Origin of the sequence: Pseudomonas ogarae, from assembly GCF_014268695.2 — a bacterium.
In the GTDB taxonomy this organism is placed as follows: domain Bacteria; phylum Pseudomonadota; class Gammaproteobacteria; order Pseudomonadales; family Pseudomonadaceae; genus Aquipseudomonas; species Aquipseudomonas kilonensis.
Genome location: NZ_CP077086.1, coordinates 2,519,526 through 2,534,898 on the forward strand (window position 1 = coordinate 2,519,526; position 15,373 = coordinate 2,534,898).

General features: G+C 61.4%; 14 protein-coding genes. 7 read left to right on the forward strand and 7 right to left on the reverse strand.

The genetic code is table 11. From position 1 onward, the window contains the following. Positions 1–107 precede the first annotated feature (107 nt). Positions 108–2,471, forward strand: coding sequence for a DNA polymerase II (locus tag HU749_RS11250; RefSeq protein WP_186650633.1), 2,364 nt, complete (start codon positions 108–110; stop codon positions 2,469–2,471). Between the two features lie 186 nt (positions 2,472–2,657). On the opposite strand, the gene HU749_RS11255 is transcribed toward HU749_RS11250, so the two are convergent. Continuing rightward, on the reverse strand, positions 2,658–3,479 hold the full coding sequence (locus HU749_RS11255; RefSeq protein ID WP_046062094.1) for an aldo/keto reductase: 822 nt from the start codon (positions 3,477–3,479) through the stop codon (positions 2,658–2,660). A gap of 99 nt (positions 3,480–3,578) precedes the next feature. Continuing rightward, positions 3,579–4,730 carry an aldose epimerase family protein gene (locus tag HU749_RS11260; protein ID WP_186650635.1) on the reverse strand — a complete coding sequence of 384 codons (1,152 nt, stop codon included), beginning with the start codon at positions 4,728–4,730 and terminating at the stop codon, positions 3,579–3,581. Between the two features lie 296 nt (positions 4,731–5,026). Between HU749_RS11260 and HU749_RS11265 the strand changes: the two genes are divergently transcribed. The 3 genes from HU749_RS11265 (at position 5,027) to HU749_RS11275 (ending at position 7,513) form a co-directional block, all read left to right on the forward strand. After that, positions 5,027–5,776, forward strand: coding sequence for a hypothetical protein (locus HU749_RS11265; RefSeq protein WP_046062092.1), 750 nt, complete (start codon positions 5,027–5,029; stop codon positions 5,774–5,776). 107 nt (positions 5,777–5,883) lie between these two features. Beyond that, entirely contained in the window at positions 5,884–6,669 is a 786-nt protein-coding gene (locus tag HU749_RS11270; protein WP_014339233.1) for a sulfite exporter TauE/SafE family protein, read from the forward strand. 295 nt (positions 6,670–6,964) lie between these two features. After that, complete coding sequence (locus HU749_RS11275; protein ID WP_095963030.1) at positions 6,965–7,513, forward strand: DUF4174 domain-containing protein; 549 nt, start codon at positions 6,965–6,967, stop codon at positions 7,511–7,513. A gap of 174 nt (positions 7,514–7,687) precedes the next feature. Here the strand turns inward: HU749_RS11275 and ampC are convergent, their stop codons facing one another. Further along, positions 7,688–8,836, reverse strand: a complete 1,149-nt coding sequence (gene ampC, locus HU749_RS11280) for a class C beta-lactamase (protein WP_186650637.1) — start codon at positions 8,834–8,836, stop codon at positions 7,688–7,690. A 225-nt stretch (positions 8,837–9,061) separates the two neighbouring features. Here ampC and HU749_RS11285 point away from each other — a divergent pair, with 225 nt between their 5' ends. Further along, the gene (locus HU749_RS11285; RefSeq protein WP_046062089.1) at positions 9,062–9,940 is read left to right on the forward strand and encodes a Dyp-type peroxidase; all 879 of its coding nucleotides are present in this window, start codon (positions 9,062–9,064) and stop codon (positions 9,938–9,940) included. 79 nt (positions 9,941–10,019) lie between these two features. After that, complete coding sequence (locus HU749_RS11290; protein WP_079302514.1) at positions 10,020–10,766, forward strand: SDR family oxidoreductase; 747 nt, start codon at positions 10,020–10,022, stop codon at positions 10,764–10,766. Between the two features lie 114 nt (positions 10,767–10,880). Here the strand turns inward: HU749_RS11290 and mapR are convergent, their stop codons facing one another. From mapR to HU749_RS11305, 3 genes are all read right to left on the reverse strand, one after another. Then, a complete protein-coding gene (mapR, locus tag HU749_RS11295) occupies positions 10,881–12,290 on the reverse strand; it encodes a GntR family transcriptional regulator MpaR (protein ID WP_014338630.1) in 1,410 nt (469 codons plus the stop codon). A 198-nt stretch (positions 12,291–12,488) separates the two neighbouring features. Continuing rightward, on the reverse strand, positions 12,489–13,901 hold the full coding sequence (ccoG, locus tag HU749_RS11300; RefSeq protein WP_186650639.1) for a cytochrome c oxidase accessory protein CcoG: 1,413 nt from the start codon (positions 13,899–13,901) through the stop codon (positions 12,489–12,491). A gap of 288 nt (positions 13,902–14,189) precedes the next feature. Further along, entirely contained in the window at positions 14,190–14,426 is a 237-nt protein-coding gene (locus HU749_RS11305) for a DUF3203 family protein (protein WP_046062087.1), read from the reverse strand. A 135-nt stretch (positions 14,427–14,561) separates the two neighbouring features. On the opposite strand from HU749_RS11305, the gene HU749_RS11310 reads away from it, so the two are divergent. Continuing rightward, complete coding sequence (locus HU749_RS11310) at positions 14,562–15,062, forward strand: MgtC/SapB family protein (RefSeq protein WP_014338633.1); 501 nt, start codon at positions 14,562–14,564, stop codon at positions 15,060–15,062. A gap of 141 nt (positions 15,063–15,203) precedes the next feature. On the opposite strand, the gene HU749_RS11315 is transcribed toward HU749_RS11310, so the two are convergent. After that, positions 15,204–15,368 carry a hypothetical protein gene (locus tag HU749_RS11315; RefSeq protein WP_013692690.1) on the reverse strand — a complete coding sequence of 55 codons (165 nt, stop codon included), beginning with the start codon at positions 15,366–15,368 and terminating at the stop codon, positions 15,204–15,206. Between the last annotated feature and the right edge of the window lie 5 nt (positions 15,369–15,373).

Genomic DNA, 15,373 nt, shown 5'->3' on the forward strand with positions numbered 1-15,373 from the left:
ATAAATCCCCTCGCCACAAAAGCAGTTCGGTGAAGTAACAGTTGGGCAGGTGAAGTTCCCTCGCCACAGGTAGAATCGTCGCTTACGTAGAATTCGAGGTTGCAGCGGTGGATTTACAGCAGGGCTTCGTCCTGACCCGGCATTGGCGCGATACCCCGGCCGGCACCGAAGTCGAGTTCTGGCTGGCGACCGACGCCGGTCCCCGGCGCGTGCGCCTGCCGGTGCAGACGTCGGTGGCCTTTGTGCCGCAGATCCAGCGCGGCCAGCTCGAAGCCTTGCTGCAAGGGGAGAAGGAGGTAGAACTACGCCCCCTGGACCTGCTGGATTTCGAGCATCGTCCGGTGCTGGGGCTGTATTGCCAGCACCATGCCCAACTGATGCGCCTGGACAGCACCTTGCGCCGCGCCGGTGTGGAGGTGTTCGAAGCGGACATCCGGCCGCCGGAGCGCTACCTGATGGAGCGCTTCATCACCGCCCCGGTCTGGTTTGGCGGTACGCCGGCCGCCGATGGCCTGCTGGTCGATGCCCAGATGAAACCGGCGCCCGAATACCGTCCACCGTTGCGCCTGGTGTCCCTGGACATCGAAACCACCGCCCAGGGCGAATTGTATTCCATCGCCCTGGAGGGCTGCGGCGAGCGCCAGGTCTACATGCTCGGGCCAGCCAATGGCGACGACACTGGCGTGGATTTCCAGTTGGAATACTGCGAATCGCGCACGGTACTGCTGAAAAAACTCAACGACTGGCTCGCCCGTTTCGACCCTGACGCGATCATTGGTTGGAACCTGGTGCAGTTCGACCTGCGGGTACTGCATGAACACGCCCGGCGCCTGGCCGTGCCGTTGCGCCTGGGGCGTGGTGGCGAAGAGATGCAATGGCGCGAGCACGGCGCGCGCAAGAATCACTTCTTCGCCTCGGCCGCTGGCCGGTTGATCATCGACGGTATCGAGTCCCTGCGTTCGGCGACCTGGAGTTTCCCCTCGTTCAGCCTGGAAAACGTTGCCCAGACGCTCTTGGGGGAGGGCAAGTCCATCGATAACCCGTACCAGCGCATGGACGAGATCAATCGCATGTTCGCCGAGGACAAGCCGGCCCTGGCCCGCTACAACCTCAAGGACTGTGAACTGGTGACGCGGATCTTCGCCAAGACCGAACTGCTCACGTTTCTCTTGGAACGGGCCAGCGTCACCGGCCTGCCGGCGGACCGCAGCGGAGGTTCGGTGGCGGCCTTCACGCACCTGTACATGCCGCTGATGCATCGCCAAGGGTTTGTTGCACCGAACCTGGGCCAGCGCCCGCCCGAGGCCAGCCCGGGTGGGTTTGTCATGGATTCCCAGCCGGGGCTCTACGAGTCGGTGTTGGTGCTGGACTACAAGAGCCTGTATCCATCGATCATCCGCACCTTCCTGATTGACCCGGTGGGCTTGATCGAAGGGCTGCGCCACCCGGATGACCAGGAATCGGTGCCAGGCTTTCGTGGGGCGCGCTTCTCCCGTACTCGACATTGCCTGCCGGCCATCGTGGCGCGGATCTCCGAAGGCCGGGAGACCGCCAAGCGCGAGCACAATGCGCCGCTGTCCCAAGCGTTGAAAATCATCATGAACGCCTTTTATGGCGTGCTCGGTTCCAGTGGCTGCCGTTTCTTCGATACGCGCCTGGCCTCGTCCATCACCCTGCGTGGCCACCAGATCATGCAGCACACCCGCCAGTTGATCGAAGCCCAGGGGCATGTGGTGATCTATGGCGATACCGATTCCACGTTCGTCTGGCTGCGCCGGGCCCATGGCCAGGAGGAAGCGGCCAGGATCGGTCGCGAGTTGGTGGCCCACGTCAACCAATGGTGGCGGGGGCAGGTGCGCGATGAGTTCGGGTTGGAGAGTGCGCTGGAGCTGCAGTTCGAAACGCATTTCAAGCGCTTTCTGATGCCGACCATCCGCGGCGCCGAGGAGGGCAGCAAGAAACGCTACGCCGGGCTGGTGACTCGCGCCGACGGCAGCGACGAAATTGTCTACAAGGGCCTGGAAACCGTGCGCACCGACTGGTCGCCGCTGGCCCGGCAATTCCAGCAGGAGCTGTACGGGCGGATCTTCCACCGAAAGCCCTATCAGGATTATGTGCGCGATTATGTGCAGCAGACCCTGTCCGGTGCGTTCGATGAACGGTTGGTCTACCGCAAGCGTCTGCGTCGGCCGCTGGAAGACTACGAACGCAACGTTCCACCCCATGTGCGGGCCGCGCGGTTGGCCGATGAGTTCAACCAGCGCCAGGGCCGCCCGCGGCAATACCAGAATGGTGGCTGGATCAGCTATGTCATCACCGTTGCCGGCCCCGAACCGCTGGAAATCCGCAGCGCGTCAATCGATTACGACCACTACGTGACCAAACAGCTACAGCCGGTGGCGGATGCGATCCTGCCGTTTGTGGATGATGATTTTTCGACGTTGGTGGGGGGGCAGATGGGGTTGTTCTGAAACTCCGTGGTATTCAGGCCGAGCCCGTGGTCAGGGTTTATCCCCTGTGGGAGCAAGGCTTGCCCGCGATGCGGGCGCCTCGTTTTTCCCAGGACACCGCGTCGTCTCCATCGCGGGCAAGCCTTGCTCCCACAGATGAACTCCCTCGCCACAAGTCTGTGTGAATCCCTGAGGTTGGATGGGTCTTCAGACCATCGCCAAGCGCTGCTTGCCCTGGGGCTGGGGAAATATCAGGTCGAGGGCGGCCAGGTCCTGCGGTTCAAGCTTGAGGTTGGCTGCTTCGGCATTCAAGCGCACATGTTCAGGTTTCACGGCCTTGGGAATGGCAATCACATTGTCCTGGCGCAGCAGCCAGGCCAGTGCGATCTGCGCCGGTGTGGCGCGATGGCGTTCGGCGATTTGTCCCAGGGTGTGATCCTTGAGCAGGTGCCCGCCCTGGCCGACCGGGCAGTAAGCCATGATCGGCATGCGCTGTTGTTGGCACCAGGGCAGCAGGTCGAATTCGATGCCGCGTTCCTGCAGGTTGTACAGCACCTGGTTGGTTGCACAGCCCGGCGCGGTCAGTTCTTCAAGGTCCGCCACATCGAAGTTCGACACGCCCCAACGGCCGATCTTGCCTTCTTCGCGCAGACGCTCGAAGGCCTCGACGGTTTCGTCCAGCGGGTACTGCCCACGCCAGTGCAGCAGATAAAGGTCGATGTAATCGGTGTCGAGCCGCCGCAAACTGCGTTCGCAGGCCAGGGGAATACCTTTGCGACTGGCGTTGTGGGGATAGACCTTGCTCACCAGGAAAACCTGGTCGCGCAGGCCGGTGATCGCTTCGCCAACGACGGTTTCGGCACCGCCTTCGGCATACATCTCCGCCGTGTCGATCAGGGTCATGCCCAATTCGATTCCCAACCGCAGGGCGGCCACTTCTTTCTTGTGATCAGACGGTTCCTCACCCATGCGCCAGGTGCCCTGGCCAATGACCGGTACGGACACACCCGCCAATTCCAGCGTCCTCATGCCTTTCTCCTGTTTTTGAGCTTTGACGTGTGGCAGCAGGATAGACCAAGTGTTCCCGCATGGATCGTTCCCATGCGTGGGAACGATCCGGCGGGGGAGTTATTTTGCGGAGAACTTCAACACCATGGTCTGGGTGTAGGTCTGGCCCGGATCAAGCCGCGTCGAGGGGAAGTTCGGCTGGTTGGGCGAGTCGGGGTAGTGCTGGGTTTCCAGGGTGAACGCGCCCCAATGCGGATAGACCTTGCCTTGCTTGCCCTTGACGGTGCCGTCGAGGAAGTTGCTGGTATAGAACTGCACGCCAGGTTCGGTGGTGTAGAGCTGCAGGCGTCGTCCAGATTCCGTGTCATACACCTCGGCGGCCAGTTTGTTCACGTCGCCTTTGGCGTCCAGCGCCCAGTTGAAATCGAAGCCGCCTTGTTTCGGTTCGGCGAATTTGAGTTGTGGGTGATCGGCTTTGATGTGGGTGCCGATGGCGGTGGGTTGGGTGAAGTCCATCGGCGTACCAGCCACGGGGGCCAGTTCGCCGGTGGGAATGAGTTTGCCGGTGACCGGCGTGTAGTGGGCCGCGTGCAGGGTCGCGAGCTGCTCGAGTATGTCGCCGTTGCCTGCGCCGGCCAGGTTGAAATAGCTGTGGTTGGTCAGGTTCAGCACTGTGGGCTTGTCGGTGGTGGCTTTGTACTCGATCCGCAACTCGTTCTGTTCGTTGAGGCTGTAGGTGACGTCGGTCTTCAGTGCACCGGGAAAGCCCATCTCGCCATCGGGTGACAGGTGGGTCAGGGTGACGCCCACCGAGTCCTTGGCATTGTGCGGCTGAGCCTTCCAGACGCGCTTGTCGAACCCTTGCGGCCCGCCGTGCAGGGAGTTGCCATGGTCGTTCTGCGGCACTTGGTAACGCTTGCCGTCCAGCTCGAAGGCGCCGTCGGCCAGGCGATTGCCAAAGCGGCCGATGGTCGCGCCGAAATACACGCTGCCGTTCTTCTGGTAACCCTGCACGTCGTCGAAGCCGAGCACGATGTCGGCGACCTTGCCGTTTTTGTCCGGCACGCTCAATGACTGGAGGATGCCGCCGTAGGTGATGACCGTGGCCTCCATGCCGTGACTGTTGCGCAGCACGAATTTTTCCACCGCCGTGCCGTCGTCGGTCTTGCCGAATGCACCGCGTTCGTTGGTCAGGCCGGCAGCCTGGGAAGCCGAGGTGGCGATCATCAGGGACACTCCGAGAGCCGTGAGCAGTTGTCTGGATTCAAGCATGGTATGACCTTCCTTCCTGTTGTTTTGTTGTTGTTTTGAACGCGGGCGAGTCCGTTACTGGTCGGACAGCGCTGAAGGTTTTTCTGGTTAGTAGTCTTTCTATTTGATGGGCGAGAAGGGATTTATAGCCATAAATAGAGAATTATCAATTAAAAAGTAAGACTAATTAGGCTGAGGAGGCGTTGCGATAGATTGAGGTTTTCTTCCAACACTGCACTTTTGCGTTTTTTGCTGCTCTATCCATGGGCCTGGAGGCGACGACTCCCATCGCTTCCCCATGCCCAGACCGAGACTCGATGGCCGGTGTTTTTTATTCTGTGACGAGATTGCGCCGCTGCTGCCTGGCGTTGTTGGTTGGTGTGTCGATGCTGTTCAGCGGCGGCTGCAGTCATCAGCAGGGGCAGGACATGGTCACGCAGTTCAGCAACGCCAGGCCCCAGGAGTTCTTGCAGACCAGCGTCGATCGCATGGCCACGTTGTCGATGCATGACAACCTGCAAAGCCTCTATCTGCTGATGAGCAAGCTTTACCTGCGCAACCCCGAAGAACTGCGCAAGTCCGGCTTTCTCGACGCCCGCACTGCGGAAAAACAGGTGCGCCTGGCCATCGAGCAGCAACAGCCCTTGCCAACCCTGGGTGGCAAGAAGGACCTGGCGGCCCTGAGCTATGCCATGAGCCCGGAATTTCTCGGCGATCGGGTCGGGGCGTTCATCTATGCCATCGGCAGCATGCTGGTCACCGCTCATGGCAATCGCCTCGAGTTCTACATGACCGACACCATCGACCCGCGTTTTGTCAGCAACGCGGCGCGCAATATCGAAAAAGCCACCTGGCTGCTGAGCCAGCGGCAGAACAAGGACGGTAAGCTGTTGCTGTTTTCCAATGAGATTTCGGAGGAGGGCAGCAACCTGAGTTTCGCCGTGGAGTTTGGAAAAATCGTCGCCCGATTGGACCTGCTGACCCAGATGCTCGATGAGCGCTACCGGCGGATCGGCTTGAATTACGCCCAGAGCCTGCTGTTCCTCAACTTCTTGCCGGTTCAATGAAGTGATGGAAAAGGAATAAAGATAGATCACATCGATATAGGGGGTTATAAGAAAAATCGCTATGCTCGCGGCCAGATTTTTCACGCGGTCGTGCTGAGACGGGTTTAATGGATTTCGGTAATGTCGGTTTAGTCGTTGCAGGTCTGGTGGTCGGCTTCATCGTCGGGATGACCGGCGTCGGCGGGGGTTCGCTGATGACCCCGATCCTGTTGTGGTTTGGTATCAACCCTGCGACGGCGGTAGGTACGGACCTGCTGTACGCGGCCATTACCAAGTCTGGTGGTGTCCTGGTTCATGCAAAAAATCGCAACATCGACTGGGCGATCACCGGCTGGCTGACGTTGGGCAGTGTGCCGGCGGTCGGCTTGACGCTGTGGTTCCTCAGCAGCCTGCACAGCTCCCCCGACGCCATGAACGCGGTGATCAAGCAAGCCTTGGGCTTCGTGTTGTTCGCCACCGCCCTGGCGATCCTGTTCAAGAAGCGCCTGCTGCAATTCGCCCACGACCGCGCTGGCGGCCACTACAACCCCTCCGGTGTCCGCCTCAATGTGCTGACGGTCATCACTGGCCTCGTGCTGGGTACGATGGTCGCGTTGACCTCGATCGGCGCTGGCGCCCTGGGTACTGTCGCGCTGTTCATCCTCTACCCGTTCCTGGTCACCAAGCGCCTGGTGGGCACCGAGATCGCCCACGCCGTGCCGCTGACCCTGGTGGCTGGCCTGGGTCATGCGAGCATGGGCAACATGGATTGGCACATCCTGGGTTTCCTGCTGATCGGTTCGTTGCCGGGGATCTACCTGGGCAGTCATTTGTCGGGCCGCATCTCCGATGAACTGCTGCGCCCGTGCCTGGCGGTGATGCTGGCGATGATCGGGTTCAAGCTGGCGTTCTAGCACTGGCACCGAGATCCACTGTGGGAGCGGGCTTGCTCGCGAAAGCAGTTTTTCAGTCAATGTTGATGTCGACTGACAGACCGCTTTCGCGAGCAAGCCCGCTCCCACACTCGTTTGTGGTGACTGTATTTTTAGCGTTCACACCTCTTCCTCCCACACGCGTTGGCTACCATGGTTGCGCAATGAACCCCCTCGCCTAAGCTTCAAGTCAGGCAGGCGCAGTATTGGGTGACGCACGCGGAACAATCGCCGCCCTGTGTACTCAGTACAGCGTAAATATCAAAAGGAGAGGCGCATGCTCATTCGGTCGTTGACCTTCGCTACCTTGCTGGCCATTGCCGGCCCTCTGTTCGCTGCCGATGGCGATTCCCCCCTGTTGGCGGACGCAGGCAGGTCACGTCCCCTTGTGGTCATCGCGCCCAGCACGGTCGACCCTGCCTGGGTGAGCCTGAAAAAGGCCTTGGATGAACCGGCAGGCAAGCAGGGCTTTTCCGAGCGCAACATGGTGCTCTATACCGTGCTCAATACCATTGGGCAGCGCGATGGCAAGGACCTGGACCCGCAAAGCACCATGGCGTTGATTCGCTCGCTCAAGCTGGGAGCCGGTGCACAGACCAAGATCATCCTGGTGGGCAAGGACGGGGAAAAGAAGCTTGAGCATTCCGGGGCGATCGAGTTGAAAGACCTCTTCGACACCGTCGATAAACTGCCTGCGGCAGAAAAAGAAGCAACACCTCCAGCCCCACCTCCCGCGCCGGAGCCTGCACCGGCCAAGGATGCGAAAGGCGCCAAGGCTGGCAAGGCCGCCAAGCCGGCGGCACCGCCGAAGCCGCTGGAGGATTGATCCCCGATAGCGCCGAGGCCCTTGTGGCGAGGGAGCTTGCTCCCGCTGGGCTGCGCAGCAGCCCTATGCTTTTTTTCAATGGATGATCGAATGACCGGTTTGGGGTCGCTGCGCGACCCAGCGGGAGCAAGCTCCCTCGCCACAGGGAAACTCATCACCCCGAGGCGTCATGAGTTATTGACCATCCAACGCCATCAGGATCCGATGCGCCGCTTTCACCCGTTCTTCGATCGGGTAGTTTCTGTTCGCTAGCATGACGATCCCCATGTCCTTTCCGGGCACGAACGCCGCGTACGCGCCGAAACCGTTGGTGGATCCTGTCTTGTTGATCCAGGTGCCGTCCGGCGCAGGGCGGGGCGGGTTGAGAGCTTCGGTTTTTTGTGGGGTCAGGGCCATCTGCGGTGTGTTGCCCGCGAGCAGGTCATCCAAGGTGAACGGAGCGGGGTAGAACTCCCAGCCCAGCCCCTGATTCATCCCGCCAACCTTGTAGAAACCTGTATGCGTCGTGGCAATCGCTTGCTTCAGATCCGCGTCCAGTTTTTCAGGTCGCAGGTTGGCCTCGAGGAAACTAATCAGATCCGATGAGCTGGTTTTCACCCCATAAGCCTCGGAATCCAGGGCACCTGGCCCGACCCGGACGGGCTTGCCGTCTTTGGCATAGCCTTGGGCGTATCGGCCCAACTGATCCTGCGGCACCCGCACATAGCTGTGCTTGAGCCCCAGTCCTGGCATCAGCGTGCGTTCCATCACCTCGTCAAACGACCGCCCCAGGCTGCGGGCTGCCAGATAGCCGTACAGGCCGATGCTCGGGTTTGAATAGAGCCGTTGGGTGCCGACCGGGTAGAGCGGCTTCCAGGTTGTGTAATAACCAAACATCCGGTCCGGATGGTCCGCCTCTTCGGGAAACTGCAACGGCAGGCCTCCGGCGGTATAGGTGGCGAGATTGAGCAGGCTGATGCCCTCGAAGGCGCTGCCGCGCAGCTCGGGGGCGAAGCGACTGGCCGGGTCGGCCAGGGACAGCTTGCCCTGGGCCTGTGCATAGGCGCCGAGGGTGGCGGTGAAGGTCTTGCTGACCGAGCCGATTTCGAAGAGGGTCTGGTCGTTGACCGGCTTTTTCGTGTCCTTGGAGGCCACGCCGTAGTTGAAGTAATGGCGTTGACCGTTGTAGGTGACCGCCACGGCCATGCCGGCGATGTCCTGTTGCTTCATCAACGGTTGGATGACGGCATTGACTGTGTCTTCAATGCGCTCCTGGGCAAAGCCTGCGGGCGTCCCGCAGACCAGGAAAAAAGTCCCGGCGAGTATCGATCTGGCAATTTGCATGGTGCAGCGTTCTCGTTGACCTTCCTAGAGTGGGGCAATCTAGGGCGTTTTTGGCTGCCCGGCAATCCGAGGCTATCGGGCGGAGGCATGTTTCTGAGCGGTCTGACAGGGCTGCGGGAACCTTCCCACAAAACGGCCCGGTTTCCCGGCGCGACCGGACCTCAAGCCAAACCACACAAAGCGGCAGCCGCCGGGTAAACTTGCGCTCTTTCTAAAGGAGTTCATATGAGTTACTACCAGCCCGGCATTCTCGCCACCCCTGTTCCGCCTCAGGCCCGTCATATGTTTTTTGCCTTGGAATCGGTCGAGGCACTGCCGGCTGCGATAGATAAACTCCTGTTGCTGCTCGATGGCCGGGCCGTGGTCGGCTTTGGCGAATCGCTGGTCCAGGCGCTGGGGGCCCAGGTCGAAGGCCTGCGGGCCTTTCCTGCCTTGACCGGAGTGGGCGTGGACAACCCGTCGACCCAACACGCGCTGTGGTGCTGGTTGCACGGCGAAGACCGCGGCGAGTTGATGCACCGCAGTCGCGCCATCGAGGCGGCGCTGGCCCCGGCGCTGCGCCTGGTGCAGATGAACGAAACCTTCCGCCACATGACCGGCCATGACCTGACCGGCTACGAAGACGGCACCGAAAACCCTCACGACGAAGCGGCCATCGCCGCCGCCCTGGCCCAAGGTGCCGACGGGGTGCGCGGTGGCAGTTTCGCTGCGATCCAACAATGGCAGCACGATCTTGATGGCTTCGCGGCGATGCAACCCCATGAGCGCGACAACATCATGGGCCGTCGCCTGAGCGACAACGAAGAACTCGACGACGCGCCGGAGTCGGCCCACGTCAAGCGCACCGCCCAGGAAAGCTTCGCCCCGGAGGCGTTCGTGGTCCGTCGCTCCATGCCGTGGATCGAAGGCGACCGTGCGGGGCTGATGTTCCTGGCGTTCGGTTTCTCCCTCGATGCCTTCGAGGCACAACTGCGCCGCATGAGCGGCCTGGAAGACGGCATTACCGATGGCCTGTATCGCATGAGCCGGCCAATCACCGGCGGCTATTACTGGTGCCCGCCGCTGTTGGATGGACGCCTGGATCTGCGCGCCCTGGCCCGGTAAGCGCAGCGGTTTGTGCAAAGCGTGACGTGAACGCTATTCTTGGCAGCGCACGTCTATCCGTGGAATGGGGGAAGCAAACGTGGATAAAGTCATCGTCATCACCGGTGGCGGCCGCGGAATCGGGGCGGCCACGGCGCTGTTGGCTGCCGAGTTGGGCTATCGGATCTGCATCAATTACCAGTCCGATGAGAGTGCCGCGCAGGAGGTGCTCGAACAGGTCCGGGCCAAGGGCGCGCAGGCGATTGCCGTGCGGGCCGACGTGAGCATCGAAGACGAAGTGATCGGCCTGTTCGACCGGGTCGACGCCGAGCTGGGCCGTGTCACTGCCCTGGTGAACAACGCCGGCACGGTCGCGCACAAGTCCCGGCTCGATGAAATGTCCGAATTCCGCATTCTCAAGATCATGAAGACCAACGTGCTGGGGCCGATTCTTTGCGCCAAACACGCGGTGCTGCGCATGTCGCCCAGGCATGGCGGGCAGGGCGGCAGCATCGTCAACGTCTCGTCGGTGGCCGCGCGCCTGGGCGCCCCGGGGGAGTACGTCGATTACGCGGCCTCCAAGGGCGCGCTGGACACCTTCACCATCGGCTTGTCCAAGGAAGTGGCCGGCGAAGGCATTCGCGTCAACGCGGTACGCCCCGGCTACATCTACACCGATTTCCATGCCCTGAGCGGCGATCCGGACCGGGTCAGCAAGCTGGAATCAGCGATCCCCATGGCCCGGGGCGGGCGTCCGGATGAAGTGGCCGAAGCGATTATCTGGTTGTTGTCGGACAAGGCTTCGTATGCGACCGGGACGTTTGTGGATTTGGGGGGCGGGCGCTGAGTCCTGGGGTGTCTGTTTTGGCCGCCATCGCGAGCAAGCTCGCTCCCACAGGAGACAGTGTTCCAATGTGGGAGCGAGCTTGCTCGCGATGGCGCTCTGACAGACAACCCAAATTCAAAACGATCGAATAATCCGCCCCAACGTCTCCATGGCCTTTTCCGAGGCCTCGGTCCACGGGCTGCCATAGTTCAAGCGGATGCAATTCCTGAAACGCCGGGTCGGTGAAAAGATCGGTCCCGGCGCGATGCTGATGCCCTGGGCCAGGGCCATCTGGAACAATTTCAGTGAATCCATCTGCTCCGGCAACTCCAGCCACAGGAAGTAGCCCCCTGCCGGCTGGCTGACTCGGGTCTGGGCCGGAAAATAGCGGGCGATGGCGGCGAGCATCGCGCTTTGCTGTTCTTCCAGGGCGTAGCGCAGTTTGCGCAGGTGACGGTCGTAGCCGCCGTGTTGCAGGTAGTCGGCGATGGCAGCCTGGGCCGGCATCGAGGCGCACAGCGAGGTCATGAGCTTGAGCCGTTCGATCTTCTGCGCGTAGCGCCCGGCGGCAACCCAGCCGATGCGATAACCCGGTGCCAGGCTCTTGGCGAACGAACCGCAATGCATCACCAGCCCTTCGGTGTCGAACGCCTTGGCGGGCTTGGGGGCCTGCTGGCCGTAGTAGAGTTCGGCGTAGACGTCGTCCTCGATCAGCGGCACCTGATGGCGGCGCAGCAACTCGACCAGCGCCTGTTTGCGTTCCTCGGGCATGGTCGCGCCCATGGGGTTCTGGAAGCTGGTCATGCACCAGCAGGCTTTGATCGGATGGCGCTCCAGTGTCTGCGCCAGCACGTCCAGGTCGATGCCGTCGCGCGGGTGGACGGGAATTTCCACGGCCTTGAGCTTCAGGCGCTCCAGTACCTGGAGACTGGCGTAGAACGCTGGCGCTTCGATCGCCACCAGGTCGCCGGGCTCGGTCACGGCTTGCAGGCACAGGTTCAAGGCTTCCAGGGCGCCGTTGGTGACCAGCAGTTCCTCCATGGGCAGCATCAATCCGCCGACCATGTAGCGCAGGGCGATCTGTCGGCGCAAGTGTGGATTGCCCGGCGACATGTCCGTGACCACCATTCGCGGGTCCATGTCCCGTGTTGCACTGGACAGCGAACGGGACAGCCGTTGCAGTGGGAACAGCGTCGGGCTGGGGAATGCCGAGCCGAACGGTACGGTGGCCGGGTCCTTGATCGAGTCGAGGACCGAAAATACCAGTTCACTGACGTCGACTTCGGTGGATTCGTGCACCTGGCTGCTGATCGCAGGCTCCGAAAACGGGCTCGGCGCATGGGTGTTGACGAAGTAGCCGGAGCGCGGCCGGGCCCGGATCATGCCGCGTCGTTCCAGCAGGTAATAGGCCTGGAACACGGTGGACGGGCTGACACCGTAGGTCTGGCTGGCGTAGCGTACCGACGGCACGCGCTGACCTGGCCCCAGCATGCCCGAGCGGATCAGTTCAGCGATGTCGTCGGCAAATTTCTCGTAGCGTTTCATGGTGGGGCCCAGTCTCGAATGACGCGTGGTTTGCGCTTTTTAAACTGTGGGAGCGAGCGTGTGGGAGCAAAGCTTGCTCGCGATACAGGCGACACAAATCAACAGTAAGGTCGTGTCATCGTTCTTCGCGAGCAAGCTTTGCTCCCACAGGCTTGCCCTCACAGGCTCGCTCCCACAGGTGTCCGGCATCTTAAAGCTTCAACGATTCATCGGTGCGACAAAACGGCTCCTGGCGATGCTGTAGATGCCCGGCTCGTCACTGTCGGCGACCTTGAACGTCATTTCCTGGGAGCCTTTACCGGGCCGTTCGCTGAGCATCGCCACCGACACCGGCACATCGACGATTTCCCCCGGGGCCAGGCTCAGTTGGGTCTTGCCTTGCAGGATGAAGCCGTCGCCGTCCACCAGGGACAGGTGATAATCCTGGCGCTGTTGGGTCTTGTTGATGATTTTCAGGCTGTAGATGTTCTCGATCTGGCCTGCGCTGTTTTCGCGGAACAGGCCACGGTCCTTGCTGACATCCAGCGACACCATGGGCCGTTGCATCAGCGCCACGACCAGCGCGCCGATCATCACCAGCAGCACGGCGCTATAGCCAATCAGCCGAGGCCTGAGCAGGTGAGTCTTGCCGCCCTGCAACTGATGTTCGGAGGTGTATTTGATCAGGCCACGGGCGTAACCCATCTTGTCCATGATCGAGTCGCAGGCATCGATGCAGGCCGCGCAGCCGATGCATTCCATCTGCAGGCCGTCGCGGATGTCGATGCCAGTGGGGCAGACCTGCACGCACATCTGGCAGTCGATGCAGTCGCCCAGGCCAATATTGGCCGGTTTTACTTCGCGTTTGCGCGGGCCGCGGATCTCACCACGGGCCGCATCGTAGGAAATGGTCAGTGTGTCCTTGTCGAACATCACGCTCTGAAAGCGTGCATAGGGGCACATGTGCATGCACACCGCTTCACGCAGCCAGCCGGCGTTGAGGTAGGTGGCGGCGGTAAAGAAAAGCACCCAGAACAGGCTCACGCCGGCCATTTGCAGGGTCAGCAGTTCCTCGGCCAATGGGCGGATCGGCGTGAAGTACCCCACGAACGTCAGGCCGGTGAGCAGACTGATGGCCAGCCACAAGGTGTGCTTGGCTGAGCGGCGCAAGAGTTTGTTCAGGCCCCAGGGCGCGGCCTGCAGCTTGATCCGCTGGTTGCGTTCGCCTTCGGTGATTTTCTCGCACCACATGAAGATCCAGGTCCAGGAACTCTGCGGGCAGGTGTAGCCGCACCACACGCGACCGGCAAACACGGTGATCGCAAACAGGCCGAAGGCGGCAATGATCAGCAAGGCCGACAGCAGGATGAAATCCTGGGGCCAGAAGGTCGCGCCAAAGATGTGGAACTTGCTTTCGGAAAGGTCCCAGAGCACCGCCTGGCGGCCACCCCAGTTCAACCACACCGTGCCGAAGAACAGCAGGAACAGAACCCCCGCACCGCTGATGCGCAGGGTACGAAACAAACCGGTGAAACTGCGGGTGTGGATCAGGTTGTCGGTGTTCCTGGCCTTTATCTTCGTTGGCGCAGGTTCGAACGTCTGTATCAACTGGACGGGGATTCTATCGCTCATGGTCGGTCGCTCATCAGCCTCTATCTGGCCGGCGCACTATGACCATGGAACTGTTTGCATAACAGACTCAGGTGTTTCGATAAAAACCGGATCAGATGCCATGAAACCCAGGCGCTGCGACACTTTGATGCACCCAGGGGCGAACGAACAACACCTTGTGGCGAGGGAACTGTGAGAACAAAGCTTGCTCGCGATACAGACACCTCGGTTCAAGAGGTTTCGTGTTGTTTTCATCGCGAGCAAGCTTTGCTCCCACAGTTTGAACAGCTCGCAGAGGCTTCAAGGGGCTCAGATCGCCGAACCGCTGTCCGTGGCCTTGAGGTGCTTGCGCCCGTCGACCGCACCGGCCACGGTCAGGGCATCGGCTTCGGCCTCGGTGATGTAGACCCGGTCGCCATTGAGCTCCACGATGGACATGGCCTTGTCCGGGTCGGTGATGATGGTCAGCTCGCTGGCGGGGCGCTGTTCGGTGCCGTTGGGGGTTTCGAAATGGCAGGTCTGGTTGTCATCGATACGGACAGTCATGGTGTTCCTCCTTCTGGGGTCATGAACGTTAGGTCGCGCGGCCAAGTCAGGGTTCGTGGCGGCTGATCAGCGGTCAGGCGCACCTCTGGCGTCGCCTGCGGTCCATCGTTTATCGACTGAAAAAGAGGACGGTCCATGGACGCCTGGTGGCATGAAGTCTGGGTAACCCTGCAGGCGGAATTCGCCGACATCACCGATGCCCAGCAGATGACCCGGGTCACGGTGCGCCTGCTCATGGCCGCGCTGCTGGGTGGCATCCTGGGTTTCGAGCGCGAACACAAGGGCAAGGCTGCCGGCGTACGAACCCACATGCTCGTGGCCCTGGGGGCGGCGCTGTTCGTATTGGTGCCACAGATGTCCGGGTCCCAGGCCGACGCGATGAGTCGGGTGATACAAGGCGTGGTCGCCGGCATCGGCTTTCTCGGCGCCGGCACCATCCTGAAAAACACCGACGGCGACGAAGGTCACGTCAAGGGCCTGACCACCGCTGCCGGCCTCTGGATGACCGCCGCCATTGGCGTCGCCGCCGGGTTGGGGCGAGAGGCGACGGCGGTGCTCAGCACGGTGCTGGCGCTGGCGATCTTCAGTGTGATGCCGGTGATCGTCCGGGCGTTGGAGAAGGGCGACAAGCCATAGCCTGAGCATAAGACTTGAACATTGGACTTGTGGGAGCGAGCTTGCTCGCGATGGCGGAGGATCAGCCAGCCACTATGCTGATTGCCAGTCCGCTATCGCGAGCAAGCTCGCTCCCACAGGGATTAGCTCCAAATCGTTGACTCAAACCCGCTCCGGCGGCGCCTCGCTCGGCGGGTCACCCAGCGGCGGTTGTGGGTCCAGCGGCGGGTCTTTCTCTGGAATCGGTTCCGGATCAGGGCCGGGCGGGGGCAAGGTGGGGTCGTCGATGTTCGGATCGGGTGTTTCGGCCGGGATGGGAATATTCATCGGGA

Excerpts from the sequence above, each read along its gene's own strand:
- HU749_RS11255 (WP_046062094.1), bottom strand. The coding sequence starts at position 3,479 with ATGAGGACGCTGGAATTGGCGGGTGTGTCCGTACCGGTCATTGGCCAG.
- HU749_RS11260 (WP_186650635.1), bottom strand. The coding sequence starts at position 4,730 with ATGCTTGAATCCAGACAACTGCTCACGGCTCTCGGAGTGTCCCTGATG.
- HU749_RS11265 (WP_046062092.1), top strand. The coding sequence starts at position 5,027 with ATGGCCGGTGTTTTTTATTCTGTGACGAGATTGCGCCGCTGCTGCCTG.
- HU749_RS11270 (WP_014339233.1), top strand. The coding sequence starts at position 5,884 with ATGGATTTCGGTAATGTCGGTTTAGTCGTTGCAGGTCTGGTGGTCGGC.
- HU749_RS11275 (WP_095963030.1), top strand. The coding sequence starts at position 6,965 with ATGCTCATTCGGTCGTTGACCTTCGCTACCTTGCTGGCCATTGCCGGC.
- ampC (WP_186650637.1), bottom strand. The coding sequence starts at position 8,836 with ATGCAAATTGCCAGATCGATACTCGCCGGGACTTTTTTCCTGGTCTGC.
- HU749_RS11285 (WP_046062089.1), top strand. The coding sequence starts at position 9,062 with ATGAGTTACTACCAGCCCGGCATTCTCGCCACCCCTGTTCCGCCTCAG.
- mapR (WP_014338630.1), bottom strand. The coding sequence starts at position 12,290 with ATGAAACGCTACGAGAAATTTGCCGACGACATCGCTGAACTGATCCGC.
- ccoG (WP_186650639.1), bottom strand. The coding sequence starts at position 13,901 with ATGAGCGATAGAATCCCCGTCCAGTTGATACAGACGTTCGAACCTGCG.
- HU749_RS11305 (WP_046062087.1), bottom strand. The coding sequence starts at position 14,426 with ATGACTGTCCGTATCGATGACAACCAGACCTGCCATTTCGAAACCCCC.
- HU749_RS11310 (WP_014338633.1), top strand. The coding sequence starts at position 14,562 with ATGGACGCCTGGTGGCATGAAGTCTGGGTAACCCTGCAGGCGGAATTC.
- HU749_RS11315 (WP_013692690.1), bottom strand. The coding sequence starts at position 15,368 with ATGAATATTCCCATCCCGGCCGAAACACCCGATCCGAACATCGACGAC.